General features: G+C 56.5%; 21 protein-coding genes and 1 tRNA gene. 21 read left to right on the forward strand and 1 reads right to left on the reverse strand.

Going from position 1 to position 25,575, the window contains the following annotated elements; translation table 11 throughout:
* Positions 1-14 precede the first annotated feature (14 nt).
* Positions 15-257 carry a hypothetical protein gene (locus ACKGJP_RS01160; protein WP_409343888.1) on the reverse strand — a complete coding sequence of 81 codons (243 nt, stop codon included), beginning with the start codon at positions 255-257 and terminating at the stop codon, positions 15-17.
* 174 nt (positions 258-431) lie between these two features.
* Here ACKGJP_RS01160 and pth point away from each other — a divergent pair, with 174 nt between their 5' ends.
* The 21 genes from pth (at position 432) to tilS (ending at position 25,438) form a co-directional block, all read left to right on the forward strand.
* Entirely contained in the window at positions 432-995 is a 564-nt protein-coding gene (gene pth / locus ACKGJP_RS01165) for an aminoacyl-tRNA hydrolase (RefSeq protein WP_409343889.1), read from the forward strand.
* A gap of 112 nt (positions 996-1,107) precedes the next feature.
* On the forward strand, positions 1,108-1,338 hold the full coding sequence (locus ACKGJP_RS01170) for an anti-sigma-F factor Fin (protein WP_409343890.1): 231 nt from the start codon (positions 1,108-1,110) through the stop codon (positions 1,336-1,338).
* 230 nt (positions 1,339-1,568) lie between these two features.
* The gene (gene mfd, locus ACKGJP_RS01175; protein ID WP_409343891.1) at positions 1,569-5,090 is read left to right on the forward strand and encodes a transcription-repair coupling factor; all 3,522 of its coding nucleotides are present in this window, start codon (positions 1,569-1,571) and stop codon (positions 5,088-5,090) included.
* Positions 5,077-6,180, forward strand: a complete 1,104-nt coding sequence (locus ACKGJP_RS01180) for a peptidylprolyl isomerase (RefSeq protein WP_409343892.1) — start codon at positions 5,077-5,079, stop codon at positions 6,178-6,180. The genes mfd and ACKGJP_RS01180 overlap by 14 nt, the downstream gene beginning before the upstream one ends.
* Before the next feature lie 313 nt (positions 6,181-6,493).
* Positions 6,494-7,036: a stage V sporulation protein T gene (gene spoVT / locus ACKGJP_RS01185; RefSeq protein ID WP_409343893.1), complete on the forward strand. Its 543-nt coding sequence runs from the start codon at positions 6,494-6,496 to the stop codon at positions 7,034-7,036.
* Between the two features lie 174 nt (positions 7,037-7,210).
* Positions 7,211-8,917 carry an oligosaccharide flippase family protein gene (locus tag ACKGJP_RS01190; protein WP_409347043.1) on the forward strand — a complete coding sequence of 569 codons (1,707 nt, stop codon included), beginning with the start codon at positions 7,211-7,213 and terminating at the stop codon, positions 8,915-8,917.
* A 69-nt stretch (positions 8,918-8,986) separates the two neighbouring features.
* Positions 8,987-10,495, forward strand: a complete 1,509-nt coding sequence (gene mazG, locus ACKGJP_RS01195) for a nucleoside triphosphate pyrophosphohydrolase (RefSeq protein WP_409347044.1) — start codon at positions 8,987-8,989, stop codon at positions 10,493-10,495.
* Between the two features lie 80 nt (positions 10,496-10,575).
* Positions 10,576-10,848, forward strand: a complete 273-nt coding sequence (locus ACKGJP_RS01200; RefSeq protein WP_409343894.1) for an HU family DNA-binding protein — start codon at positions 10,576-10,578, stop codon at positions 10,846-10,848.
* Positions 10,848-11,111: an RNA-binding S4 domain-containing protein gene (locus ACKGJP_RS01205; RefSeq protein ID WP_409343895.1), complete on the forward strand. Its 264-nt coding sequence runs from the start codon at positions 10,848-10,850 to the stop codon at positions 11,109-11,111. Before ACKGJP_RS01200 ends, ACKGJP_RS01205 begins: the two co-directional genes overlap by 1 nt.
* A 162-nt stretch (positions 11,112-11,273) precedes the next feature.
* Positions 11,274-11,555: a sporulation protein YabP gene (gene yabP, locus ACKGJP_RS01210; RefSeq protein ID WP_113036486.1), complete on the forward strand. Its 282-nt coding sequence runs from the start codon at positions 11,274-11,276 to the stop codon at positions 11,553-11,555.
* Positions 11,552-12,145: a spore cortex biosynthesis protein YabQ gene (gene yabQ, locus ACKGJP_RS01215; protein WP_409343896.1), complete on the forward strand. Its 594-nt coding sequence runs from the start codon at positions 11,552-11,554 to the stop codon at positions 12,143-12,145. The genes yabP and yabQ overlap by 4 nt, the downstream gene beginning before the upstream one ends.
* A 231-nt stretch (positions 12,146-12,376) precedes the next feature.
* Positions 12,377-12,691 (forward strand): FtsB family cell division protein, encoded by a 315-nt coding sequence (locus tag ACKGJP_RS01220; RefSeq protein ID WP_409347045.1) that lies wholly within the window; start codon positions 12,377-12,379, stop codon positions 12,689-12,691.
* Between the two features lie 212 nt (positions 12,692-12,903).
* Positions 12,904-13,413, forward strand: a complete 510-nt coding sequence (locus ACKGJP_RS01225; protein ID WP_409343897.1) for a S1 domain-containing RNA-binding protein — start codon at positions 12,904-12,906, stop codon at positions 13,411-13,413.
* A 172-nt stretch (positions 13,414-13,585) separates the two neighbouring features.
* A tRNA-Met gene (locus tag ACKGJP_RS01230) sits at positions 13,586-13,662 on the forward strand.
* Between the two features lie 346 nt (positions 13,663-14,008).
* Positions 14,009-16,348 carry a glycosyl hydrolase family 95 catalytic domain-containing protein gene (locus ACKGJP_RS01235; protein ID WP_409347046.1) on the forward strand — a complete coding sequence of 780 codons (2,340 nt, stop codon included), beginning with the start codon at positions 14,009-14,011 and terminating at the stop codon, positions 16,346-16,348.
* A gap of 557 nt (positions 16,349-16,905) precedes the next feature.
* Positions 16,906-19,398 (forward strand): stage II sporulation protein E, encoded by a 2,493-nt coding sequence (gene spoIIE, locus ACKGJP_RS01240; RefSeq protein WP_409343898.1) that lies wholly within the window; start codon positions 16,906-16,908, stop codon positions 19,396-19,398.
* A 545-nt stretch (positions 19,399-19,943) separates the two neighbouring features.
* Positions 19,944-20,762, forward strand: coding sequence for a MerR family transcriptional regulator (locus ACKGJP_RS01245; RefSeq protein ID WP_409343899.1), 819 nt, complete (start codon positions 19,944-19,946; stop codon positions 20,760-20,762).
* Between the two features lie 138 nt (positions 20,763-20,900).
* Positions 20,901-22,133 (forward strand): multidrug effflux MFS transporter, encoded by a 1,233-nt coding sequence (locus tag ACKGJP_RS01250; protein ID WP_409343900.1) that lies wholly within the window; start codon positions 20,901-20,903, stop codon positions 22,131-22,133.
* A 103-nt stretch (positions 22,134-22,236) separates the two neighbouring features.
* A complete protein-coding gene (locus ACKGJP_RS01255) occupies positions 22,237-22,986 on the forward strand; it encodes a vWA domain-containing protein (protein ID WP_409343901.1) in 750 nt (249 codons plus the stop codon).
* Positions 22,970-23,899 carry a serine/threonine protein kinase gene (locus ACKGJP_RS01260; protein WP_409343902.1) on the forward strand — a complete coding sequence of 310 codons (930 nt, stop codon included), beginning with the start codon at positions 22,970-22,972 and terminating at the stop codon, positions 23,897-23,899. Before ACKGJP_RS01255 ends, ACKGJP_RS01260 begins: the two co-directional genes overlap by 17 nt.
* Positions 23,900-24,007: 108 nt before the next feature.
* Positions 24,008-25,438 (forward strand): tRNA lysidine(34) synthetase TilS, encoded by a 1,431-nt coding sequence (gene tilS / locus ACKGJP_RS01265; protein WP_409343903.1) that lies wholly within the window; start codon positions 24,008-24,010, stop codon positions 25,436-25,438.
* Positions 25,439-25,575: the final 137 nt, after the last annotated feature.

The raw sequence follows: 25,575 nt of genomic DNA on the forward strand, positions 1-25,575 counted from the left end.
GTCATCCTCAGTCGTCAGTAACCGGGACGGGATATATACGTGTACATATTCCGATTGTAAGCGGTATTATTAATTTTGATGAAGTGCTCCGAGTAGCTCTCGACCATGCCGATATCAATATGCTGACGGCCGTCGTAAACCTGCACCGGAATTTCATGCTGGACATGATCTCGGAAATGGGTATCCTGAGTAAGCTTTTGTCCGAACACATATCGGCATGTTAGACGCAAGTAAAGGAATTCGACGATTTTCCACATGGTCATCTCCTGTGACTGTGATGAATTTTAGGTTACAATTATTAAGACATGACTACACGTTTGACAGTTGCAGGAAGCGCAAAAAATGTGTCATGGACCACATTTTCGGCAGCGAATGCTCTTAAACGGTTCAGCAGGCTAAACAATATTTGCCGGTAAGGCGGAGGTAACGCGATGAAATGGTTTGTCGGCTTGGGAAATCCCGGCCCGCAGTATGAAACGACGAGACATAATATCGGCTTTATGGCAATCGACACGTTCGCGGCCAAGTGGGGGATTGCGATGAAGCCGCAAGGCAAATGCAAGGCGTTGATCGGCGAAGGCAATGTGCTTGGCGCGAAGGTGTCGCTGATCAAGCCGATGACGTACATGAATTTATCCGGAGAATCCGTACGGGCGTTTCTCGATTATTACAAGGCGGAGCTGCCGAATATGACGGTGCTCTATGACGATCTGGATACGGCGTTCGGGCAAGTCCGGCTGCGCTACCAAGGCAGTGCGGGAGGGCATAACGGGATCAAATCGATTATCCAGCATACGGGTACGCAGACGTTTGACCGGATCCGCATGGGCATCTCGAGACCTGCACCGGGGGCGGATATCGCCGATTATGTGCTGGCCCGGTTCGCGAAAGCGGAGATGCAGCAGCTGCCGCCCGTGCTGGAGCGGGTATGCGACGCGATGGAATACAGGCTTGCGCATACGTTCGAGCAAACGATGGCGAAGTTTAACGGGTAAATTTCCGTGTAAAGCCGACATACTTTCCGGACCGCCTCCGCGTGCTGCGGGAATTATACCTGCCTGAAATGGGCATACTGGCAGGTATACGACCCGTGAAGGAGGCATATAGATGTCTGTGAATTATATTTGCCGTCACTGCCAGACGCAGATCGGCACGATCGACAGTCAAACGGTCAGCGAGTTTCAGCTCGGCTTCCATTCCTTGACCCCCGCAGAGCGCAGAGATATAATATCATATAGTCAGAATGGGGATGTTACGGTAAAGGTCGTGTGCGATTATTGCAAAGAGGCGCTCGAAACGAATCCAGAGCTGACGCTCGTCGGCAGCCCGCTGCAGTAGCCTGCGCATGTCGTTTTTGCCCCTAGGTGAAACGTTCCCGCCGTTTCGGAAGAAACGCGCGTTTCCGGGATGGAACAATCCGCTGAGATTATACATTCCGGTGAGGGGCGGAAGCCGAACGGAGCAGGCATTCCCGCAGATAGATTGCGATATATGGCCTTGGCAAGCACGCCCAGGCTTCTTTTGGTTATGGGAGAAAAACGTTCTGTCAGTTGAATGAGGTGGTAGGTTTGCAGACATTAATTCGCGCCTTTGCTGAGGATAGCGAGTTTCAATCGATTGTTTCGGGCATTCGCGGCGGCATGAAGGAGCAGCTCATTTCCGGATTGGCCGGATCGTCCAAGCAGGTGCTGATGGCTGCGCTTGCGGAGGATCTGCAGCAGCCGGTGCTTGTTATTACCCACAATATGTTTTCCGCGCAAAAAATTGCCGAGGATCTGGTCGAATGCTTGTCGCCCGAGCAAGTGCTGCTCTATCCGGCACAAGAGCTCATGGTGACGGAGACGATGGCCTCAAGCACGGAGGTGCTTGCCCAGAGGATCGACGTGCTGACGAAGATGGCTACCGGTTTCCGAGGCGTCGTCATTGCGCCGTTCGCGGGGCTGCGCAAGCTGCTGCCGAAGAAAGAAGTGTTTGCGGAGTCGCAAATTACGGTTCGCGTCGGCCAAGAGCTGGAGCTGGAAGCTTTCCTCGCGAGCATGACGGCGATCGGCTATGAACGTGTGGAACGGGTCGAGAAGAAAGGCGAGATGAGCGTACGCGGTGGCATTATCGATTTTTACCCGCTTACGTCCGAATTGCCTTACCGGATCGAACTGTTCGACGTCGAAGTCGATTCGATCCGTACGTTCGATGTTTCGGACCAGCGTTCGGTAAATAAAGCAGACGGAGTGATCATACCTCCGTGCAAAGAGATTATTGCCGACAGTAAGCGTTTGCAAAGTGCGGCGCAAACCGCCTTCGAGCTGCTGGAGGAACAGCTCTCGAAGATGACCGACCGTCAAACGAAGCAGAAGCTCAAGGAAGAAATCGGACATGAGCTGGAGATGCTTCGCGAACAGCAGTTTTTCCCGGGCATTTATAAATACATTTCGCTGCTCTATCCGGAGCGGCAGACGTTGTTCGACTACGTGGAGAAGGATACGCTGCTCGTCATCGACGAACCGGCGCGGCTGCTGGAAACGGCCCGTCAGCTGGAACGGGACGAGGCGGAGTGGATTACCTCTACGCTTGCGGACGGTAAAACGCTGCCGGCTTTTGTGCTGGCCAAATCGTATGATTCGCTTCTGCACCGGAAGCCGTTCCCTACGTTGTATTTGTCGTTGTTCCTGCGCCAAGTGCCGCAGACGGCGCCGCAGAACATTATCAATTTCATGTGCCGCGCCATGCAAAATTTCCATGGTCAAATGAACGTGCTGAAGGCGGAGATGGACCGCTGGAAGAAGACCGGAGCCAACGTGATGCTGCTGACGGGCGGAGCCGAGCGCAAAGAGCGGGTAAAGCGCGTACTGAGCGATTACCATATCGACGAACCGAAGCTGCTGGAGTGCAACCTGCAGTCCGGCTTCGAGTTGCCTTCCATCCGCCTTGTCGTCATCACGGAAGGCGAGATGTTCTCGCAGAAGCAGCGCAAGGCGCGCAAGGTCGACAAGAAGCTGGAGAACGCCGAACGCATCAAAAGCTACCAGGAGCTCAAGGTCGGCGATTACGTTGTCCATGTCAATCACGGCATCGGCAAGTACGTCGGCATCGGCACCCTGGAAGTCGGCGGCATCCATAAGGATTACATGCATGTTTTGTACGCGGGCGGCGACAAGCTGTCCGTGCCGATCGATCAAATCGATCTGATCCAGAAATACGTAGGCGCCGAAGAGAAGGAGCCGAAGGTGTATAAGCTGGGCGGGGCGGACTGGAACCGGGTCAAAAGCAAGGTTCGTTCCTCCGTCAAGGATATCGCCGACGACCTGGTGAAGCTGTATGCCGAGCGCCAGGCGACGCAAGGGTTTCCGTTCAGCCAGGACTCTCCGTATCAGAATGAGTTCGAGAGCATGTTCCCTTACGACGAAACCCGCGACCAGCTTCGGGCTATCGAGGAAATCAAGCAGGATATGGAGAAATCCCGGCCGATGGACCGGCTTCTTTGCGGCGACGTCGGCTACGGCAAAACCGAGGTGGCCATCCGCGCGGCGTTCAAGGCCGCCATCGACGGCAAGCAGGTTGCGGTGCTCGTGCCGACGACGATTTTGGCGCAGCAGCATTACGAGACGTTCCGCGAGCGCTTTGCCGGCTATCCTTTCAATATTCAGGTCATGAGCCGGTTCCGCTCGAAGAAGGAGCAGACGGAAACGACGAAGGGCGTCAAGAACGGAACGGTCGATGTCGTCATCGGGACGCACCGGCTTCTTTCGTCCGACCTCGTATTCAAAGACTTGGGACTTCTGATTGTGGACGAGGAGCAGCGTTTCGGCGTTACGCATAAAGAGAAGCTGAAGCGGCTCAAAACGAACGTGGACGTGCTAACGCTCACGGCGACGCCGATTCCGCGGACGCTGCACATGTCGATGCTCGGGGTACGCGACTTGTCGGTTATCGAGACGCCGCCGGAAAACCGTTTCCCGGTGCAGACGTACGTTGTCGAGCATAGCAACGCTCTGATCCGCGAAGCGGTGGAACGCGAACTGGCGCGCGAAGGACAGGTGTATTATTTGTACAACCGCGTTCAGGGGATTCAGCAAATGGCCGATCAGATCTCGATGCTTGTTCCCGACGCTAGAGTCGTCGTCGCTCACGGGCAAATGTCCGAGCAGGAGCTGGAGAAAACGATTCTCGATTTCCTTGACGGGGAATACGATGTGCTCGTGAGCACGAGCATTATCGAGACGGGCGTGGATATTCCGAATGTGAATACGCTCCTCGTCCACGATGCCGATAAAATGGGTTTGTCCCAGCTTTATCAGCTGCGCGGCCGCGTCGGGCGTTCGAATCGGATCGCTTATGCTTACTTCACCTACCAGCGCGACAAAGTGCTGACGGAGGTTGCGGAGAAAAGGCTGCAGGCGATCAAAGAGTTCACGGAGCTCGGCTCCGGCTTCAAAATCGCGATGCGCGATCTTGCGATCCGCGGCGCAGGCAATTTGCTGGGCGCGGAGCAGCATGGCTTTATTGCGTCCGTGGGCTTCGATCTCTACTCCCAAATGCTGTCAGAGGAAATAGCGAAGAAGAAGGTGGAGCTTGGGGAAACCGAGGCGGTTCCAGCCAAAACGTGGAGCACGCAGCTTGACCTTCATCTCGATGCCTATTTACCATCCGACTATATTTATGATAGTATGCAGAAGATTGAGATCTATAAAAAAGTGGCTAATTTGTCTACGCTAGAGGAAGTAGACGATCTGCACGAAGAGCTTGTCGACAGGTTCGGCGATCTGCCGAAGGCGGTGCTCAATCTGCTCACGGTTGCCCGGCTTAAGGTATACGGGGCCATGTATGCGATCGAACAGCTGTCGCACAAAGGGGATGATTTCCACATCCGTATCCACGACGACCAGAATGCCAATCTGGACGGCCGCAAGCTGATCGCGATCGCATCGAAGTTCGAAAATCGGATAAAATTGCAGCCCGGACCGCATATTCTCATCGAAATCAAGTGCAAAGGCTTGAATCCGGAGCAATCGCTCGAAATGGTAGAAGCATTTCTGGTACAATATAAAGAAGCGCTTAAAACGAAAGGGGAATTGCACAATGTTGCTAAATAAATCGACGCGCAAGCGGCTTCTTACGGCCGGCCTTGCGTTAACGTTGGTAGCTGGCCTGCTTGCAGGCTGCGGCAGCAAGAAGAAGGACGAGGAAACGCCGGCCGCAAACGGCTCCACAGGCGATCCGAAAGAGGTTGTGGCGACTTACAAGGACGGGAAAATTACGCGGGGCGAAATGGACAAATTCATTAGCACGACGTATTTCTTCTATCCGCAATACTCGATGTTCGGACAAGACCCGAGCTTCCAGGAGTATATGCTGAAGCAAATGACGACGATGCGTCTGCTCAGCGGACAAGCTACCGACGCCAGCAAGAAGGAAGCGGCGGACAAGACGAAGACGCAAATCGACGAAATGAAGAAAATGGCCGAAACCCAGGAAAAAGGCGCGTGGGACAAGGCTCTGAAGGAAGTCAATGTCGCGGAGAAAGACATTGAAGCTTATATGAAGGAAACGCTGACCGTCATTACCGATATGAACGGTAAGGTAACCGACGAGCAGGCTAAGGGAGTCTACGATCAAAAGCTGAAAGATGACGCTCACGCGTTCGATATCGCTACGGTCAGCCATATTCTTGTTATGACCAAAGACCCTGCCGACCAAACCGGTCAGAAGGAACTGCGCAGCAAGGAAGACGCGCTGAAGCGCGCGAAGGAAGTCAAAGCGAAGCTTGACGCCGGCGGCGATTTCGCAGCGCTTGCGAAGGAGTATTCCGATGACGGCGGTTCCAAGGACACCGGCGGCAAGTACGAGAACGAGCGCTTGGCGACGACGCAATGGGTTGCGGAGTTCAAGCAAGCCGCGATCGATCAGCCGGTCGGCAAAATCGGCGAGCCTGTCGAAACTAGCTTCGGCTACCATGTCATCAAGGTCGATGCGCGCTCGACGGAAACGTTCGACAAAGTGAAAGAAGAAATGCGTTCGGAAGTGGCCGGCAATATGGTGAACGATTATGTGGAGAAAGAGCTGCCGAAGCTGGACTTCAAAATCACCCTGCCGCAGCCTTCGCCATCTCCGTCGGAATCGCCAGCGGCGTCTCCGGCAGCGAGCGTATCGCCATCCCCGTCGGCTTCGCCGGCGAGCAAATAAGGAATCTGCAGAACGCCCCCCTAGGGCGTTCTTTTTATTTCTCCTGCGCCGTGTTTCCAATATTTTTTTGAATGGAGTACGGACGGAATACCCGAATGCGGTGCGAATCTTGTGGTATGGGCGCCGCTGCTTTGGAAGGCACCCCTATCGCGAGTTCGCCTTTCCTTGAGAATGGGGAAATGCATAACAAACTGGCAATCGATGAATACTATGCCTAGAATTAAACAAACCTCAATATTCGAATACATGACATTAGCATCCCAGTGAAGCAGCCAGTTATGAAACCAACATCGAAAGTGAGGCATCAAGAGCAATGAAAGCAACAGGAATTGTTCGTCGGATCGATGATTTGGGCCGGGTCGTCATCCCTAAAGAAATTCGTCGTACACTGCGCATACGTGAAGGCGATCCTTTGGAGATTTTCGTGGATCGCGACGGTGAAGTCATTTTGAAGAAATATTCCCCGATCGGAGAGCTCGGCGACTTTGCGAAGGAATACGCGGAATCGCTGTTCGAAAGCACCAACCACATTACGATGATCTCCGATCGAGATAATATTATTGCCGTAGCGGGAGCCTCTAAGAAGGAGTATTTGGAGAAGCAGATCGGCGCGCTCGTCGAGCAGTGCATGGAGAACCGGAAAGCGGCGATGGAAAGCAGTACGGGTCAATACGATATCGTGAAGGATATGAGCGAAACGTACAGCTCCTATGCGATCGCTCCGATCGTGGCGGGCGGCGATCCGATCGGTTCGGTTATTTTGGTCAACAAGGACGAGAATGTGAAGATGGGGCAAATGGAAGTGAAGATGGCGGAAACGGCTGCCGGATTTCTGGCCAAGCAGATGGAGCAGTAGTCCGCGGCAGGATAGGATACGATGGAAAGCAAGCTGACTTCCCGGTTCAGGGCGAACGCCTCGGATACGGGAAGTTTTTGCATGCGGCCGTTTTGCGATATAATAAGGGCAGCGTGCGGATAAGAAAGCCTGCGCGAAAGTCGTTGAAGCGGGAAGTAGGTTTGGTTGCAAAGCATGGATGTGCAGGTGCGTGAAAATAAAGCGGCGACGGCCCTATGGAAAGGGGCGGCGGTGCTCGGACTGGCGACGATCGTCTCGAAGCTGCTCGGAACGCTGCAAAAAATACCGCTGCAAAACATTGCGGGCGATGGCGTTTTCGGAATCTATAACGCCGTTCAGCCGATATATTTGCTGATTTTGACCCTCGCGACCGCCGGTTTCCCGGTAGCCGTATCCAAGTTCGTTTCGGAGCATATGGCCCTCGGCCAGCGGGCGGAGGCGAAGCGGATAACGGCTATAGCGGCTGGGGCGCTCGCTGTGTCGGGATTCGCCGGCTTCTGCTTGCTGTTCTTCGGAGCGGGCGGCATTGCTGCGCTTATGCGCGTCCAGCAAAGCGAACGGGCGATTCAGAGCGTGGCGTTCGCGCTCTTGCTCGTTCCGCTGATGTCCGTGATCAGAGGCTATTATCAGGGGCTTCACAATATGGTGCCGACGGCCGTTTCCCAAGTGGCCGAGCAATTGATTCGCGTGGCGGTCATGCTCGGTTTGCTGTTCTATATGCTCGGCGGGGCTTACGGAGACGATTGGGTTGCCGCAGGAGCCACCTTCGGCGCTGCCGCGGGGGCTGCGGCGGGACTTGCCGTCATGCTGCTGTATTTGCGCAGCAGCCGCAGGAGCGCTCTGCGGGCGGCCGGGAAGACGAGGGTGCCCGGACGGGACGAGCCGCAGCGGGCGCCGGACGGGGACGGGATGCTTTCGCAGAGCGGAAAAGCGGCGTACGAGCCGGCGGCCGTCCTGCTGCGCCGGTTTCTTGCCTATGCGCTGCCTGTGGGCTTCGGCTCTCTAGTCGTCCCGCTGCTGGCGCTTGTCGATTCGTTCACGATTCCCCGGCTGCTTATCGAAGCGGGGAGCGGCGAGGAGGCGGCGATCGCGTCGTTCGGCCTCTACAATCACGGCCAGCCGCTCGTGCAGCTGGTCGTTATGATCGCGGGCTCGATGTCGGCCGCGCTCATCCCTGCCGTCGCCGAAGCGAAGCTCAAGCGGCGCAAGGATTTGATCGAGAGCCGCGCCGCGCTGACGATGAGGCTGACCTGGCTGCTGGGGCTGGCTTCGGCATTCGGTCTTGCCGTTGCCGCACCGCAGCTTAACGTCATGTTCTTCGCCTCCGCGGACGGATCGCTGACGATGGCGATCATCGCCTTCACGGCGCTGTTCGGTACCGTCAGCGTCGTATCGGGCAGCCTTCTCCAGGGGCTTGGCCTGGCCGGCGTGCCCGCGCGCAATCTGCTGCTCGCCGCGATTGCCAAAATCGCGCTAAACGCGCTGCTGGTGCCGGCCTACGGCATCGCCGGCGCGGCGTACGCAGCCGTTCTCGCATACGCGCTGGCGGCTGCGCTCAACGTCGCGCGGCTGCGCCGCTGCGCTGGCACCACGGCCACGGGCGGCGCCGGCTTCGCCCGCCCGCTGGCGGCCGTCGCGGCCATGTGCGCCGCCGTGTGGGCGACGGCCGCGGGCGCCGAGGCGCTGCTCGCCGCGCTGCCGCACGCGCCATCGCACCGCATCGCGCAGACGGCCGCGGCTCTGGCCGCGATCGGCGCGGGTGCGCTCGTGTACGCCGCTGCGCTGCTGCGGGCGGGCGCGCTCACCCGGCGGGAGCTGGCGCAGGTGCCGGGCTTCGCCAAGGCGGAGCCGCTGCTTGAGCGGCTCCGGCTGCTGCGGTAACGGAACGATGAAAGTTCCGGCAGGTTTGTGGAAATGATGGATACGGAGCGAATGAAGGAGGACGACCGCATGCCCGGACATATTTCGGTAGTAGGACTGGGTACGGGAGACGAATCGCAGCTGACGCTCGGCATATGGCGCAAGCTGCAGCAGGCGTCTCCGCATATTTATGCAAGAACTGAGCGGCATCCCGTGCTCGGGTGGCTGAAGGAGAACGGAATCGAATACACGCCGTTCGACCGCTTATACGAAAGCCATGACGCTTTCGAGGACGTTTACGACGCCATCGCAGACGAATTGCTTGCGCTCGCAAAGGCCAATCCGGAGCGTGAGATCGTATATGCCGTTCCGGGGCATCCGATGGTGGCCGAGCAGACGACGCAGCTTTTGCGGAGCCGGTGTCCGGAGGCGGGTGTCGAGCTTACCGTGCTGGGCGGCGAAAGCTTCCTCGACCAGTCGTTCCTGCGCCTGGGGTTCGATCCGATCGAAGGTTTTCAGCTGCTCGACGCTTCACAGCTCAGCGCGAAGCTGCTTAACCCGCAGCTGCATACCGTTATCGGCCAAGTGTATGATGCTTACACGGCCTCTGACGCGAAGCTGGCGCTGATGGACGTGTATCCGGACGATTACCCCGTCGTAGTCGGCCATGCCCTTGGCGTCGCCGGCGAGGAGCGCATACTGCGCGTGCCGTTGTACGAGCTCGACCGGGTCGACGGTTACGGCAACCTTTCGCTCGTCTGGGTGCCGAGGAGCGGCGAGGAGTCGCTGCAGAACCGGTCCTTCCACCGGCTGCATGAGATCGTGGAAATTCTCCGCAGTCCGGAAGGGTGTCCGTGGGATCGCGAGCAAACGCATGCGAGCATCCGCAAAAACTTTATCGAGGAAACGTACGAGGTGCTGGAGACGATCGACGACGACGACCCGGATGCCATGTGCGAGGAGCTTGGCGACGTGCTGCTGCAAATTATGCTGCATGCCCAGATGGAGCAGGAAACCGGCGCGTTCACCGTGTATGACGTCATTCAGGGATTGAACGAGAAGCTGATTCGGCGTCATCCCCATGTATTCGGCACCCTCGGCGCCGATAACGCCGACGAGGCGCTTGCCAACTGGCAGGCGATCAAGCAGGAGGAAAAAGCGAGCAAGGGCGTGGATACGGCCCGCATCTCTCAACTTTCCGGCGTTCCGCGCGATCTGCCCGGCCTAATGAAGGCTTGGAAGCTGCAAAAAAAAGCGGCCGAGGTAGGCTTCGATTGGGATCGCATCGAGGACGTGTACGCGAAGATCGAGGAAGAGCTTCAGGAGCTGAAGGACGCGGCGCACGGACCGGGCGCTGATCCGGAGGAGGCCAAGGCGGAGCTTGGCGACTTGCTGTTCGCCGTCGTCAACGCGGCGCGGTTCTTAAAGGCGGATCCGGAGGAAGCTTTGGCGCAAACAAACAAGAAATTTGTCGCCAGATTTTCGTATATCGAACAAAAGCTCCGTGAAAACGGCAAAACCTTCGAGCAAACGAACCTAACAGAAATGGAATATTTTTGGCAAGAAGCAAAAAAAGTTTTGAAAAATTCCTTGCAGTAGAAGGATTTTCCTAGTAGACAAAGAATACATATGAGCGTATCCTATTTTCCGAATGAAACCTGTAGGAGGTAATGAAGCAAATGAACAAGACAGATCTGATCAACAACATTGCAGAAAAAAGCGGTTTGACGAAGAAAGATGTCGAAACCGTTCTTAACGGTTTCCTTGGTGAAATTACTGATGCGTTGTCGACTGGCGACAAAGTGCAATTGATCGGCTTTGGCACATTCGAAACTCGCAAACGTTCCGGACGTACGGGCCGCAACCCGCAAACGGGCAAAGCGATCTCCATTCCGGAATCGAAAGTGCCTGCGTTCAAAGCCGGCAACAAGCTTAAAGAAGCTGTAAAATAATGCGGCTCGATAAGTTTTTGAAGGTTTCCCGTCTGATCAAGCGCAGGACCGTTGCGAAGGATGTTTCCGAGCAAGGACGCGTCTGGATAAACGGAAAGGAAGCCAAACCGAGCAGCACGGTGAAGGTGGGCGACGAGCTTGCCGTGCAGTTCGGCCAGAAGCGCGTTACGGTGCGGGTGGAGCGCATTGCGGAAACAAGCCGCAAGGACGAAGCCGCCGAGATGTATACGCTGCTGAAGGAAGAATCGAACACGACGTCATAGCGCAAGGAGGCCGGGCGATTGCCCGGTCTCTTTTATTGTTCAGGAACCATTCGTCTGCAGCCGGCAGGGGCGCGTCCTTTTTTTTCGTCGCAGGCGGATGCGGCCCTTGTTCTAATTCGGGACATCCCTCCATATGGTAGAAGTAAGGGAGGGGTACATGCCATGATCGATCAAGGAAAAGTGAAGCGCCAGGAAGTGCGCATGCTGAACCGCAAGCTGCTGGAGATATCCGGCGTTATGAACGTGGAAAGCTTCGATAACGAGGAGTTTTTGCTGGAAACGGAATGCGGCTTTCTGACCATTAAAGGACAAAATTTACATATCAAAAACCTCAATCTGGAGCAAGGCCTAGTCGCTATCGAGGGACTGGTGCATGCGCTCGCGTATTTGGATGCGAACACCCAGGGCAAATCCAAAGGCCTGCTCGGCAAGCTGTTCAAGTGACGCTGAACGAACAGTTTTTAACGCTGGGGTTGATGTTTGGCTGCGGATGGGCGCTCGGCATTTTGTTCGATACATACCGCGTGCTGACTGGGCAGCTGCGTCTGCCGCGTTTGCTCATCCACCTGCTGGATCTCATCTTTTGGCTGACGGCGACGCTGTTGGTGTTTCGGGTGCTCTTCTACAGCAACTACGGACAAGTCCGGCTGTTCGTATTTATCGGTCTGGTGGCCGGGGGCTCGTTCCACTATTGCTTCACGACGGGGATCACCGTCAAGCTCGTCATGGGAATCATCCGGGTTGTCAAATGGCTGTACAAGCTGCTGCTGCGTACGATCGACTTGTTTATCGTAACGCCGATCATTTGGATTTATAAATTGGTCATCGCGATACTCGGGTTTTTGGCGGCTGCCGCTATGTTCCTCGGAAAAATTGTGTTACAATTACTGTACCCGTTCAAGGCAGCGGGAGCCGCCATCTTACGGTTCATCGTAAAACGTCTCGGATTGTCCGGAATGGCTGCGCGTTGGGCGAATGGAGCGAAGCGGGGCTGGAGCCGCTTGAAGGGCTGGCTTTTTGACAAAAAGGAATGACACCCGATTCGGTCTTGCGCGGAACGGACGGGCTTATATGGTCTTTGCCGCCGCAGACAGCAGTACAAGCATAATTCGCACACATTTCGCATACATGCGCTTCGGGCGTTCGCTCGAGGCGATTGTTATATGTCCGATAAGGCTCCTGGTTTGCTTGCGTCAGGGGGAAGTAAGGTTCCGGAAGCGGCTAGCTTCATTTTGCAGGGATCAATTAGGAGGTTTTTCAGCTTGATGACGCCGCAAGAATTATCGCATACGACGCAACCAAGCAAATCGCCCAACCGGTTGATGAAGCTCATTTCGTTCATTATGGTAAGCTTGCTGATTTGGGCTTGCGTTACCTTATGGGAGCAAATGGGCCAGTTTTCTGCAAAAGGGGAGCAACTGGAGCAGTTGGAGGCGAAGCTTGCCGAAACGAATAAGGTGCACGACGATCTCAAACGGGAAATTACCCGGCTGAACGATCCGGAATACAAGGAAGAAAAAGCGCGCAAGGAACTGCGGGTCGCAAAGCCCGGGGAAACGATCTTCGAGTTGCCCAAATAGCTTTGACGTCAGAGCGGAATAAGCGCTTTACGGAACATCGCAGCGACTGGCACGACGGGGCCTGATCGGATACGGCAGCCGCAGCCTTATAGGCGAAGTCGGCTAAGCCCTTATCCTGCTAGGTGTTTGGTCGGTTGACCAGTTAGTATGCATCAGTTATAATCTTCGTAGCCAGGTTTTTTCAAAATTTTAAGGGAGGCACATTTACCTTTATGGCAATTGAAGTAGGCAGCAAGCTGGAAGGGAAAGTTACCGGCATCACCCATTTTGGAGCGTTCGTTGAACTTCCGGAGGGCGGTACCGGCCTTGTCCACATCTCGGAAATCGCCGATAATTATGTGAAAGACGTCAACGATCATTTGAAGCTGGAGGACAAAGTCCTCGTAAAAGTGATTAACGTTGACAAGGACGGCAAAATTGGTTTGTCCATCAAGCAAGCGGTCGACAAGCCTGAAGGAACTCCTGAACGTGGAGGCAGAGAAGGCGGATTTAACCGGGGTGGCGGTGACCGTGGCGGATTCAATCGTGGTGGCGGCGGTGGCGGCGACCGTGGTGGATTCAATCGTGGTGACCGTGGCGGACGTCCTTTCAAATCAGCTGCCAACAAGCCATCGTTTGAGGATAAAATGTCCCGCTTCCTGAAAGACAGCGAAGAACGCATGTCCTCCCTCAAGAAGAACACGGAAGGCAAACGCGGAGGCAGAGGCGCTCGTCGCGACTAATTCCTTGATCATCAACCGCACGGCATTGCGCCGCTGCGGTTTTTTTGGCCTTGCTGCGGAAGGGCGTCTGCCGGATACAAGCTAAATCGGCGAGTAAAGAGGGGGGGAAGGCGGCGGACCCTGCCCCGGCTTGACAGGTGAGGGAGGGCTGGTATATACTTTGATTTGTCGTGGCGGCGTAGCTCAGCTGGCTAGAGCGTACGGTTCATACCCGTAAGGTCGGGGGTTCGATCCCCTCTGCCGCTACCATACTTATAAACCTAACGAACTTTCGCGAATGCGGAGGTTCTTTTTTTATTTTTCAGAAAGTATATCGTGGAAGTCGCTCTAAATTTCGGTAAACGCGTTTGTCCCTAATAGGACGGCGAAGCCGTTTATCCTTGAAATGTCAGAAAGTATATCCTCCGCTGATTGTTCCATTTCTCGGCAAACGTCTGGCTTCAAAGACGCCGAATGGCATTTATCCTTGTATTCTGCGATAGCAATATTGTTGTAGGGATGTGAAATATAATGTTATTTCTAGACGCATCGCCCCCCGATATAATGACAGTATCACGGCAGAGGGCAGGCGATCTTTCTGGAGAAGCATTTAAGACTGTGGTATGAACGGCCGGCGAGCGTATGGACGGAAGCGCTTCCGCTTGGCAACGGACGGCTCGGAGCGATGGTATTCGGCTGCATGGAGCAGGAACGCATCTCGCTGAACGAGGATACGCTTTGGGCGGGTTACCCTGCTCAGGAGCATAACCCGGACGCTTATGCGTATTTGCAGGAGGCCCGCAAGCTGCTTGCCGAGGGGCGCTATGCGGAGGCTCAGAAGCTGGTGCAGGAAAGAATGTTGGGGGCGGAGGGAAACGGCGTACAGCCCTATCAGCCGCTGGGCGATCTTTACTTGCGATTCGGCGGAGAGCAGTCCGAGCGCGGTTACAGGCGCGAGCTTGATTTGGAAACGGCCGTAACGGAAGTCGCCTATGAAGGACACCGGCGGACGGTCTTCATCTCGGCGGTCGATCAGGTCATGGTCGTTCGTTTGGAAAGCGACGGCCCGAATGACGTACAGGTCGAAGTGACGCTGGATTCCCAACTTCGGCATACGGCATCCATAACGGAAGAGGGGGCGCTTCTCCTGGCCGGCCGCTGCCCGAAGCGCGTGAGGAACCATAATAACGGACTCGAACCGGCCGTCGTGTACGACGAGGAAGAGCCTGGGCTGGCCATGAGCTTTGCGGCCGCCGTCCGCGTGTCGGAATGCCAGGGAGGCCGGATATCGGCCGAGGGAGATCGGATCATCGTTTCAGGCGCTTCGGCCGTCACGTTGATCTATGCCGCTGCTACGAGCTTCGACGGATTCGATAAAGCGCCGGGCTTGTCGGATGTGCAGCCCGCGGAGGTTTGCGCCGCCGTGCTGGACAAGGCGATCCGCAAAACGTACGGCGAGCTGCTGGAGGCGCATGTGCGGGATTACCGGTCGCTGTTCGGACGTGTCCGCCTTGAGCTGGGCGGTCCTGCGGAAACGGCCTTGCTGCCTACCGACGAACGGCTGCGGCGTATTGCCGCAGGCTCGCAGGATCCGGCGATGACGGCACTGGTGTTTCAATTCGGCCGGTACCTGCTCGTCTCGAGCTCGCGCCCGGGAACGCAGGCCGCCAATTTGCAGGGGATATGGAACGATAGGGTGCAGCCGCCGTGGAATTGCGACTACCATCTCAACATTAATTTGCAGATGAATTACTGGCTGGCGGAAACGTGCAACTTGGCGGAGTGCCACGAACCGCTTTTGGCGCTAATCGAGGAGCAGGCGCAGACCGGAGCGGCTACCGCCCGTATTCAATATGGCTGCGGGGGCTGGACCGCGCATACGATGTCGGATATTTGGCGGACGAACAACGTCGGCAGCAGGGGGGACGCCGTTTGGGCGTACTGGCCGATGGCAGGTGCGTGGCTGTGCCAGCATCTATGGGAGAGGTATTCGTTCGGAGGCGACCGCGGCTTTCTGGAGAACCGGGCTTGGCCGATTATCAAAGGGGCGGCTCGATTCGTGCTCGATTGGCTGGTGGAGGACGAGGACGGCAGGAGGATAACGAGTCCATCCGTGTCGCCGGAGAATTGGTTCCGGAGCGGCGATGGTACGGCATGCGGCGTGACGCAAGCGAGCGCGATGGATATGCAGCTTGCTTGGGAGCTGCTGCAGATTGCGGCGAACGTCCATGCGGAGCTGGGCATCGATGAAGCCTTTGCGCTCGAATGCGAGGAGGCTAGCGCGAAGCTGAAGCGGCCGCAAATCGGATCGCAAGGCCAGCTGCTGGAGTGGAATCGCGAGTTCGCCGAGGAAGATCCGCAGCACCGCCATCTTTCGCATCTGTTCGGCTTGTTCCCCGGCCGGCAATTTACGTTCGAAGATACGCCGGACATCATCCGGGCGATCGAGCGGACGATGGAGCTGCGCGGCGATGAGGCGACGGGCTGGAGCATGGGCTGGAAGCTTGCGGTCTGGGCCCGGCTCCGCGACGGCGATCATGCGCTGCGTATTGTTCGCAACTTCCTGAACGTGCTGGAGCCGGGCGATACGAACTATCGGAAGGGCGGTATTTACGCCAATCTGTTCTGTGCGCATCCGCCCTTCCAGATCGACGGCAATTTCGGCGTAGCTGCCGGCATTGCCGAGCTGCTGCTGCAGAGCCACCGGCATTGCGTTCATTTGCTGCCGGCGCTGCCCGGCGAGTGGGCGGACGGCCGCGTGAGCGGACTGCGCGCGCGGGGCGGCTGCACGGTGTCGATCGTCTGGGCCGGCGGCGAGCTGGCGCAAGCGACGCTTGTGGCGGACCGCGACGGGGTGTATCCGGTCCGGTACGGCGATGCGCTTCTTCACGCCGACTGCCGGGCGGGCGTCCCTGTCGGCATCCGCTTCACAAACGGCAAGCTCGCCATCGCCTAATATAAACAAGACGGTCCCATTGAGCGGGGACCGTCTTTTTATTGATGATTAGGCACTGGCGGGCAGAGGCTTCTTCGTCCCGGCATTCGACAGCATCGCCTGGCCCGCCGACACGGAAGCTTCTCTTCCTTAAATGCCGAGCTGCCGGCCGGTGTTTTTATGTGAATCGTGTATGGTCCTGCTCGTGCGGACCGGAAAGGCTCGCACGATCATTCTTCGCGTCGGCTATATCGCCAAGCAGGAATCGGCCGGCCCAGAATGACGCTGCGCCGCCGCGGCCAAAGTTTGCGTATCAGCATAAACCAAGTGCCCCTTCCCCGTGAGAGCGCTCGCGATTCTTCATCGTATCCTTCGGATTCCGTTATAGTCCATGAAATGCGGGGCGTTCGCGTATGACGGACGTACATGGGACTTCGGTACTTGACGGGGAGGCTTCCCGGATAAAACGGTTTTTTGTCGGAAAGTTTTATGAATCTACCACCGGATTGTGACAAACTTCATGATAGATTGTTCATATAATAGGGGGACACGAAAACGGTAAGGTGGTGTCCTGAGGTATGCAGAAGACGAATGAAGCGGTGAAGATCAATCGGCAGCAGAGGTGGCTTTCCGTGTTCCAGGGACCGGGCGGATGGTGGCGTTCGCTGCTGGAGAACCGCTTGGTGCAGGCGTGGATGGTCAAAAAGTGGACGATTCTCATGGTTGTAATGGCTTTCCTGCTCGGACGGGCAACGATACTGGACGAGCTGGCCCCGTTCGGCATCGCCTATTTTGCCGTCATCTATTATGTGCGCAAGGATTTGCTGGCATGGACGGGCGCCGCTTTATTGGCAGGGACGTTTTTCTCAATGGATCCTCATGTCCTCTTCACGGCTATGGAAATGATCGTCTTTCTGCTGATCCAGAAGGCGCTGGAGAAATTCGAGCGGGCCGAAACCTCGTATGTGCCCGTATTGGTCTTCGTCTCGACCGCGTTCGTTCAACTGCTTGCCATCGCCGTGTCCGGCGAGATTACGTGGTATTCGCTTATGATGACGGCTGTGCAGGCCGTGCTCAGTTTTATTTTGACGCTCATCTTCCTGCAGGCGCTTCCCGTTTTTACCGTCGCCCGCAAATACAGTCTGAAGCACGAGGAAATCATCTGTCTGATCATTTTGCTCGCATCGGTCATGACGGGGACGGTCGGATGGCTGGTCGGGCCGGTTACGGTGGAGCATGTGCTTTCCCGTTATTTGATTCTGTTGTTCGCGCTTGTAGGCGGAGCTCCGCTAGGGGCGTCGGTCGGCGTAATCACGGGGCTGATTCTGAGTCTGGCGGACGTGAACGCGGTGTACCAAATGAGCCTGCTGGCGTTTGCCGGCATGCTGGCGGGGCTGCTGCGTGAGGGCAAGCGATTGGCGGTAGCGCTCGGCATGCTGCTCGGTTCCTCTATCCTATCCATTTATGTAGGCGATCAGGCGGCGGTCGTTACCTCGACATACGAGTCGCTAGCAGCGGCTCTGTTGTTCCTGCTTACGCCACGAAGCATGATCAAGACGCTGGCGAAGTTCGTCCCCGGCACGCAGGAAAATATGAAAACGCATTACGAGTATGCCAAAAGAGTGCGGGATATTACGGCAAGCCGGGTGGAGCAGTTCTCGGAGGTGTTCCGCCAGCTGTCGAAGAGCTTCAAGCAGCTTACGGGCGAAGTCGAACCGCAGAAGAAGAGGGACGAGGAAATCGGCCACTTCATGACGAACGTCGAGCAGAAAGTATGCAATACCTGTTCGAGGCGAAATCAATGCTGGGACGATCAATTTTACCGGACCTACAAGATGATGACCGGCATGATGACGGGCATCGAAGGAAACGAGCGGTTTGCGCGCAAGGATTTCCCGTTCGAATGGGGCCGCGCGTGCGTGCGCACGGATCAGGTGCTCGACGTGATGAAGCGGCAGTACGAGCTGCATAAGAACGACTTGCGCTGGAAGAAACAAATCGCCGAGAGCCGCCAGCTCGTCGCGGACCAGCTGACCGGCGTATCGCAGATCATGGAGGACTTGGCGAAGGAAATCAAGCGCGAAGGACAGGCCCTTCATTTGCAGGAGGAACAGGTGCGGCATGCGCTCGAGGAGCTTGGCTTGTCGATTCACAGCATCGATATCGTATCGCTGGAGGAGGGCAATGTCGAAATTGAAATCGTCCATCAGTTTTCCCGGGGCTTCGACGAATGCCGCAAAATTATCGCGCCGCTGCTGTCCGACATTCTCGGCGAGAACATCGCGGTCAAGCGCGAGGAGTACGAGAAGAAGGAAGGCTTCTGCACCGTGGCGTTCGGCTCGGCCAAGGAGTACGAGATCGAGACGGGCGTGGCGGGGGCCGCCAAGGGCGGGGCGCTGCTGTCGGGCGACAGCTTCAGTACGATGGAGCTCGGCAACGGCAAATTCGCCGTAGCGCTAAGCGACGGCATGGGCAACGGCGAGCGGGCGCGCGCGGAGAGCAGCACGGCGCTGGCGATCTTGCAGCAGCTGCTGCAGTCGGGGATGGACGAGCGGCTCGCAATCAAGTCGGTCAATTCGGTGCTGATGCTGCGCTCGCCCGATGAAATGTTCGCCACTGTCGACATGGCGCTGATCGATCTGTACAACGCGCACACGACATTTATGAAAATCGGCTCGACGCCGAGCTTCATAAAGCGGGGCTCGGAGGTCATTCAGATTACGGCGAACAATTTGCCGGTCGGCATTCTGCACGATATCGAGGTCGATCTCGTATCGGTGCAGCTGCAGCCTGGCGATGTGCTGATCATGATGACGGACGGCATTTTCGATGCGCCGGGCTATGCGGTCAACAAGGAGATGTGGGTGCGAAGGGTCATTCAGGAAATCGACGCGGAGACGCCGCAGGATTTCGCGGATTGCTTGCTGGAACGGGTGTTCCGCCAACTGAAGGGGGATATCGGCGACGACATGACGGTCATCGTCGCGCGCATCGAGCGGTACCAGCCGGAATGGGCTACGTTCCGCTGGCCGGGGCTGTCGCGCTTCGAGCGTCCGAAGACGGTGAGCTAGAGAGGCTTGTTGGTTGATCGAGCAAACAGGTAAGGCTGCCATAGGGCAGCCTTTTTGGCATATTGGCTTCGGGAATGCGAAGCGGATTCCTGATTGGCGGCTGCCATGGGACGGGGGGATGTTGACTCTGTTGGCCGAGGCACGCGAGAAGGACAGTTAAGTAGACGAATCGAACAAGTCTATGAACGGATGCTGCACAATTTGCAGCATTTTCCCCTATATTCCGGCTTTCAGCGGATGGAAGTTGTATCAAATACAATGTTTTTACCGAATGGCCGGTCAAAAGCTGCTTTCCACACTGAACATGTTGTAAAACGTGCAGCATCGTATAGCCGAGCATCGTTTTGGAGCCTGACATGCTGCAAAACATACAACATGAGGGGGCGTATGAAATCGTAATGCCGGTTGAAAGCCTCAATGTGCTGGGCGATAATGCCGACGGATAACCGGTCAGGTGTCAAAGAAAGTTCCCGTTTGATAAGAAACGGGCCTTGTTTTACACTGAAACTTGTAGAAATTCCCTATACCATAAGGACGGTCAGTTTATGAAAAATAAATTTTCAATCGGCGAAATGTCCAAGCTTCATAATACGCCGGTTAAAACGCTCCGGTACTACGACGAGATCGATTTGTTCAGACCGATCGAAACCGATCCCAACAGCGGGTACCGCTATTATTCGACCGAGCAGTTCGAACACCTGAATACGATCAATTATTTAAAGGCGCTCGGCGTGCCCCTTAAGGATATTCGGCTGCAGTTGGAATCGAGGGATATGCAGGCTTTTATCGACCTGCTGAAGCGGGAGAAGGAGAATACCGAGCGGAAAATCAAAGATCTAGAAGGGATCCGCAGCCGTTTCGACAATCGGATAGCCGAGCTGGAGCGGGCGAAGCGGATCGACGACTTGGAGGTTGTCCATGTCCGGCATATCGAGGAGCGGAAAATCGTCAGCCTGCGCACCAGCATCGGTTCGGAGCCGGAGCTGGAATTATCGCTGCGCCGGCTGGAAAATTTGACGCGCCGCACATCCTCGATTTTTATCGGGGGCGTCGGTCTGACGATCTGCAAGGAAGATGTGCTGCGGTATAAGGTCGACCGGTACAACTCGATTTTCATTCTGACGGAGCAGGAGGTCCATGACGAGACGTTTGTGTCGGCACTACCCAAAGGCGACTATGCATGCATTTACTTTAGGGGCAACCACACGGACGCGCTCCGCTACTACCGGCTTCTTCTCCGGTTTATGGGCGATAACCGCCTGTCCATAGCAGGCGACGCGATCGAGCGAACGATCATCGATCCGTTTATTTCGCGCAATAAAGAGGACCATCTGACGGAAATTCAAATTCCCGTAACGAGTTGACTCTCCAGCTGCTGGAGGGTTTATGCTGAGGCAGGATGATGCATCCTGCTTTTTTGTATGACTGGCAGGGTTTCAATGAAGGAAACCGATTTTTGGGTGTGCGTCAGGATACGTTTTGTCGTAAAGGGGTTTATAAGAATGATGGATGAACAAAAACAGGCGGGGGTTCGTACCCGTCTTTTGTGGATGGTTATGATATTGGGCGGGCTTTCCGCATTCGGGCCGTTATCGCTGGATATGTACTTGCCGGCTCTGCCGCTGCTGGCGGACGATCTGCATACTAGCGCATCGCTTGCCCAGCTTAGCCTGACCTCCTGCATGCTCGGGCTTTCCTTGGGGCAACTGCTGGCGGGCCCGCTCAGCGACGTGCGCGGTCGCCGGATGCCGCTGCTCGCGGGACTGTTCGCCTATGCCGCGGCTTCGTTCGTATGCGTCGTTTCTCCTTCGATCGGCTCCTTCGTCGCGCTGCGCTTCGTTCAAGGGCTGGCGGGGGCGGCCGGCATCGTCATTTCGCGCGCTATCGTTCGCGATCTGTACGCAGGCTCGGAGCTGACGAAGTTCTATTCGCTGCTGATGCTGGTTAACGGCGCCGCACCGATCCTTTCGCCGATTGTCGGCGGACAGCTGCTGAAGGTGACTTCTTGGCGAGGCGTGTTTGTGGTGCTCGGCGTCATAGGCGTGATCATGCTGTTCGCCGTATTTGCGGGGCTCCGCGAAACGCTGCCCGAGCAGCGCCGCTCGAAAGGAGGCTTCCGCAATACGCTGTCGACCTTCCGCAGTCTCATCGGCGACCGTGTTTTCATGGGATTCGCCTTGTCGCAGGGGCTCGTCTCAGCCGCGATGTTTGCCTATATCGCCGGTTCTCCGTTCGTGCTCCAGGACATTTTCGGCGTTTCTCCGCAAATATTCAGCGTCATATTCGCCGTCAACGGTCTCGGCATCATTATCGCGGGGCAAATTACGGGGCGGCTGGCCGGCAAGGTCGGTGAAACGAAGCTGCTCGTTGCGGGGCTCGTCATTGCAGCCGCAGGCGGGGCATCGCTGCTTGCCGTCATAACGGCGGACGCAGGGCTTTACGCGATATTGCCTCCGCTGTTCCTGGTCGTGTCCAGCGTGGGCATCGTTTCGACGGCAGGCTTCTCGCTGGCCATGCAAAACAACGGCAGCGCCGCCGGCAGCGCTTCAGCGCTGTTGGGCTTGCTGTCGTTCGTCATGGGCGGCCTGGTCGCGCCGCTCGTCGGCCTCGGCGGGGGAGATTCGCCCCTGCCGATGGGCATCGTCATCGCGGCGGCCGACATCGGAGCGGTCGTGTGCTACTTCGGGCTTGCGCGGCGCGGCGAGAAGAGGCGCAGCGCGAATATCGCGGCGTAGCTATAAGCATGGACATTTCCTTGCAGGCCCGGTTTAACCGCTCTATGAAATGGCAAAACTAGAGACATAGAGTGATCAAGAGAAACGCCGGGAGGGAATGGACATGAAACAAATCATACTGGTGACGGACGGCTGCTCGAACGTAGGCGTCAGTCCTATCGTGGCCGCGGCTCAAGCGCTTGCGGAAGGCATTGTCGTAAATGTGGTCGGCATAGTGGATGCGGGCGACATCGGAGAGCTCGGGGCGGCAGAGATCGGTGAAATCGCCAAAGCGGGCGGCGGCCTCAGCCGGCTGGCGGATACGCATACGCTATCGCAAACGGTACAAATGATGACCCGCCGTACGGTTACCCATACGATTCAGCAGGCGGTGGGCAAGGAGCTGCGGCATCTGCTCGGGGACAGCCGGATCGAAGCGCTGCCTCCTGACAAGCGAGCGCAGGTCGTTCAGGTCATGGAAGACATGACGGAGAACTCCGACCTCCGCATCGTGCTGCTGATTGACGCGAGCGCCAGTATGAAACCCAAAATTCCGGCGGTCCGGGAAGCGATTCAAGATCTGATGCTGAGCCTGCAAGCCCGCCAGGGGACGAGCGAGCTGGCCGTCTTTCATTTTCCCGGAAAGAACAACGAGGATGCGGAACAGGACCTGGAATGGACCCGCGACCTTGCCAAAACCAAAAACTTATTTTATAAATTAAACATGAAGGGAACAACCCCGACAGGTCCTGCCATTCTCCATGTCGTCCGATTCATGATGGACAATCGGTTCAGGGAGGGCGAGGATGCCCCGCTGCATCGTCAGGACCGGTATGAGAGCAAGGACGGGATGCTGAGTGACTATATCGTATAAGACCGCCTTCCCGGCAGGGATGACGGTAACCGGTAAATGGAACAAAGCCCAGTACCGGATTGAACGGCTCATCGGCGAAGGCGCCAACGGCAAAGTATATCTGGTCAGCCGGGGTAGCACGCAGTATGCCATGAAGATGGGGTTCGACGCGGTCGACCATCAATCGGAAATCAATGTGCTCACGCATCTGTCGACGAAGCCGGGCTCGTTTCAGCGCTATTTGGTGGATGCCGACGATTTTCACTGGCAGGGCGGAGACACGTCGTTCTATGTAATGAAATACTTCAAGGGACAGCGGTTGTCGGCTTTTTTGAAGCAGCATGGACGAGAATGGCTCGGGCTGGTGGGGCTGAATTTGCTGCGCAAGCTGAAGGAACTGCATACGCACGGCTGGATTTTCGGCGATCTGAAAATGGAAAACATCTTGGTGTCGGGCTACGGCGAAGTGGAGCTGGTCGATTTCGGAGGCGTAACGGCAAAGGGCCGTTCGGTCAAGCAATTTACGGAGATGTATGACCGCGGCTACTGGGGAGCCGGGACGCGGACCGCCGACGAGGCTTACGATTTGTTTTCGTTTGCGGTGCTTTTTATGCAGGCGGGCGGTGCAAAAGACAGTTTGCCGAAGCCTCACGCCCATGAGGCCCGCACGCCGGAGCTGCTCCTTGCTGAGCTCAGCAACGATCCCGAGCTCAGCTGGCTGTCGGCATTTTTGCGCAAAGCGCTTAGCCAGCAATTCCGTTCTTCCCAGGAGGCATACGCGGAATGGAAACGGCTGGTGTACGATCCCGAGGCCGGCAAAAGCCGCAGCCGCTCCGTTAAGAAAACGCGCGGCGGTTGGCTGAAGGTTGGCTTTTTCGGGTCGGTGCTGCTTTTTCTGGGAGCGGTTTACGTATATTGGCAGCAGTCTCCGTGACTTTCGGCTTTTACGGATGCGTGATAAAATGGGACTCTAACGAATAAGCCGGATGTTTGCGCCGGCATTCGGTACCGCGATATGCACGGGCTGAAAGGATGAACGGCAGTGGAGCTAGTTCGCAAAATCGAGCAGGAAATTGTCTTTCAGCGTTTATTGGAGCCGGAGGATAGCGTAGTGGTGGCCGTTTCGGGTGGACCCGATTCGGTGGCGCTGCTGCATATCCTCTTTTTGCTGTCCGGGGAGTGGCGGTTCAGGCTGGTCGTTGCGCACGTCAATCATCAATTCCGCGGCGAGGAATCCGACCGGGAGGCCGAGCAAGTGCGCGAGCTTTCGCAGCAGCTTGGTTTGCCTTGCGAGATCGGGGTCGTCGATGTCCCGGCCTACATTCGCGAAACCGGAGACAACCCTCAGAATGCCGCCCGGGAAAAGCGATACGAGTTTTTACGTCAAGTCGCCGAGCGGTATAACGCGAGCAGGATCGCGCTTGCCCATCACGCGGACGACCAGGCGGAAACCGTCCTCATGCGCATCCTAAGAGGAAGCGGGCTTTCCGGACTTTCCGGTATTCACCAGCGAAGAATCGTGAAAAATGTGGAACTGATTCGCCCTTTACTTCGTATATACAAGTCAGAGGTATTAAAGCATTGCGAGCTTTACGGGCTCGCCTATAGCGAAGACAGCAGCAATGCCGAGCGCAAATACATGCGCAACCGGGTGCGGCTGGACCTGATGCCTCAGCTCATGCAGTACAATCCTCAACTGCCCCAAGCGCTCAATCGGATGGCCGATTTGGCCGGCACCGAGGACGATTATATGGAAGGCGAGGCGAAGCGGGCGTTCGACCGTTTGGCGACGGCTGAAGCAGGCGGTTTTCACTTTCTCCGTGAGGCTTTTGCCGAGCTTCATGTCGCTTTACAAAGGCGATTGATTAAACTAATATTAAGTTATCTCGCGAAAGATCAGGGTTTGTCCGATTTTATCACGATGGAGTGGATCCGTTCGGCGATCATGCAGGCGGAACCGACGACGATGACGCATCAAATCGGCGAGCGTATTTTTTTTGTCCGGGAATATGAGGTTATCCGTTTCACCGTGAACGAGGCGCCTGCGGAAGGCTTCCATTATATAGTGCGTCCCGAAGGGGGCGAATGGGTGCTGCCTGGCACGGGGTGGCGGGTGTCCGCCATTTCGGACGAATATGCTTGCGAAGCGGCGCCGTTGCGCGATGAACGCAGGCTCGGTCCTGAAAAAGATGAAATCCGGTTCGATCTTGACGAGCTTCAATTTCCGCTTACGGTGCGCAACCGGAACGCCGGAGACCGAATGGAGCTTTCGGGTTTAAACGGCACCAAAAAAGTAAAAGATATCTTCATTGACGATAAAGTGCCTCCCCGGCTGCGGGACCGACTTCCGCTTGTTGTGGACGTTCTTGGCCGCGTGCTTTGGATGCCCGGGCGTCGCTCGGCGCATGCGAAGCCTTCGGCAGGAACCTCCCGCATTTTTCGGATTAGGCTCGACCGGGGCGACCGTTCGTAACCGCATGCCGCATGCGGCGGGGGTACTCCAATGTGAGGATAGACGCAACAAATTTTGCCGGAAGGACGGTGAACGGCAGCTATGCCGTTTGAAGCCGCTCAGCCTGCGTAAGCAACTCGTTGGACGCCGCCAGCGTT

Origin of the sequence: Paenibacillus litoralis, from assembly GCF_046244365.1 — a bacterium.
GTDB lineage: Bacteria > Bacillota > Bacilli > Paenibacillales > NBRC-103111 > Paenibacillus_V.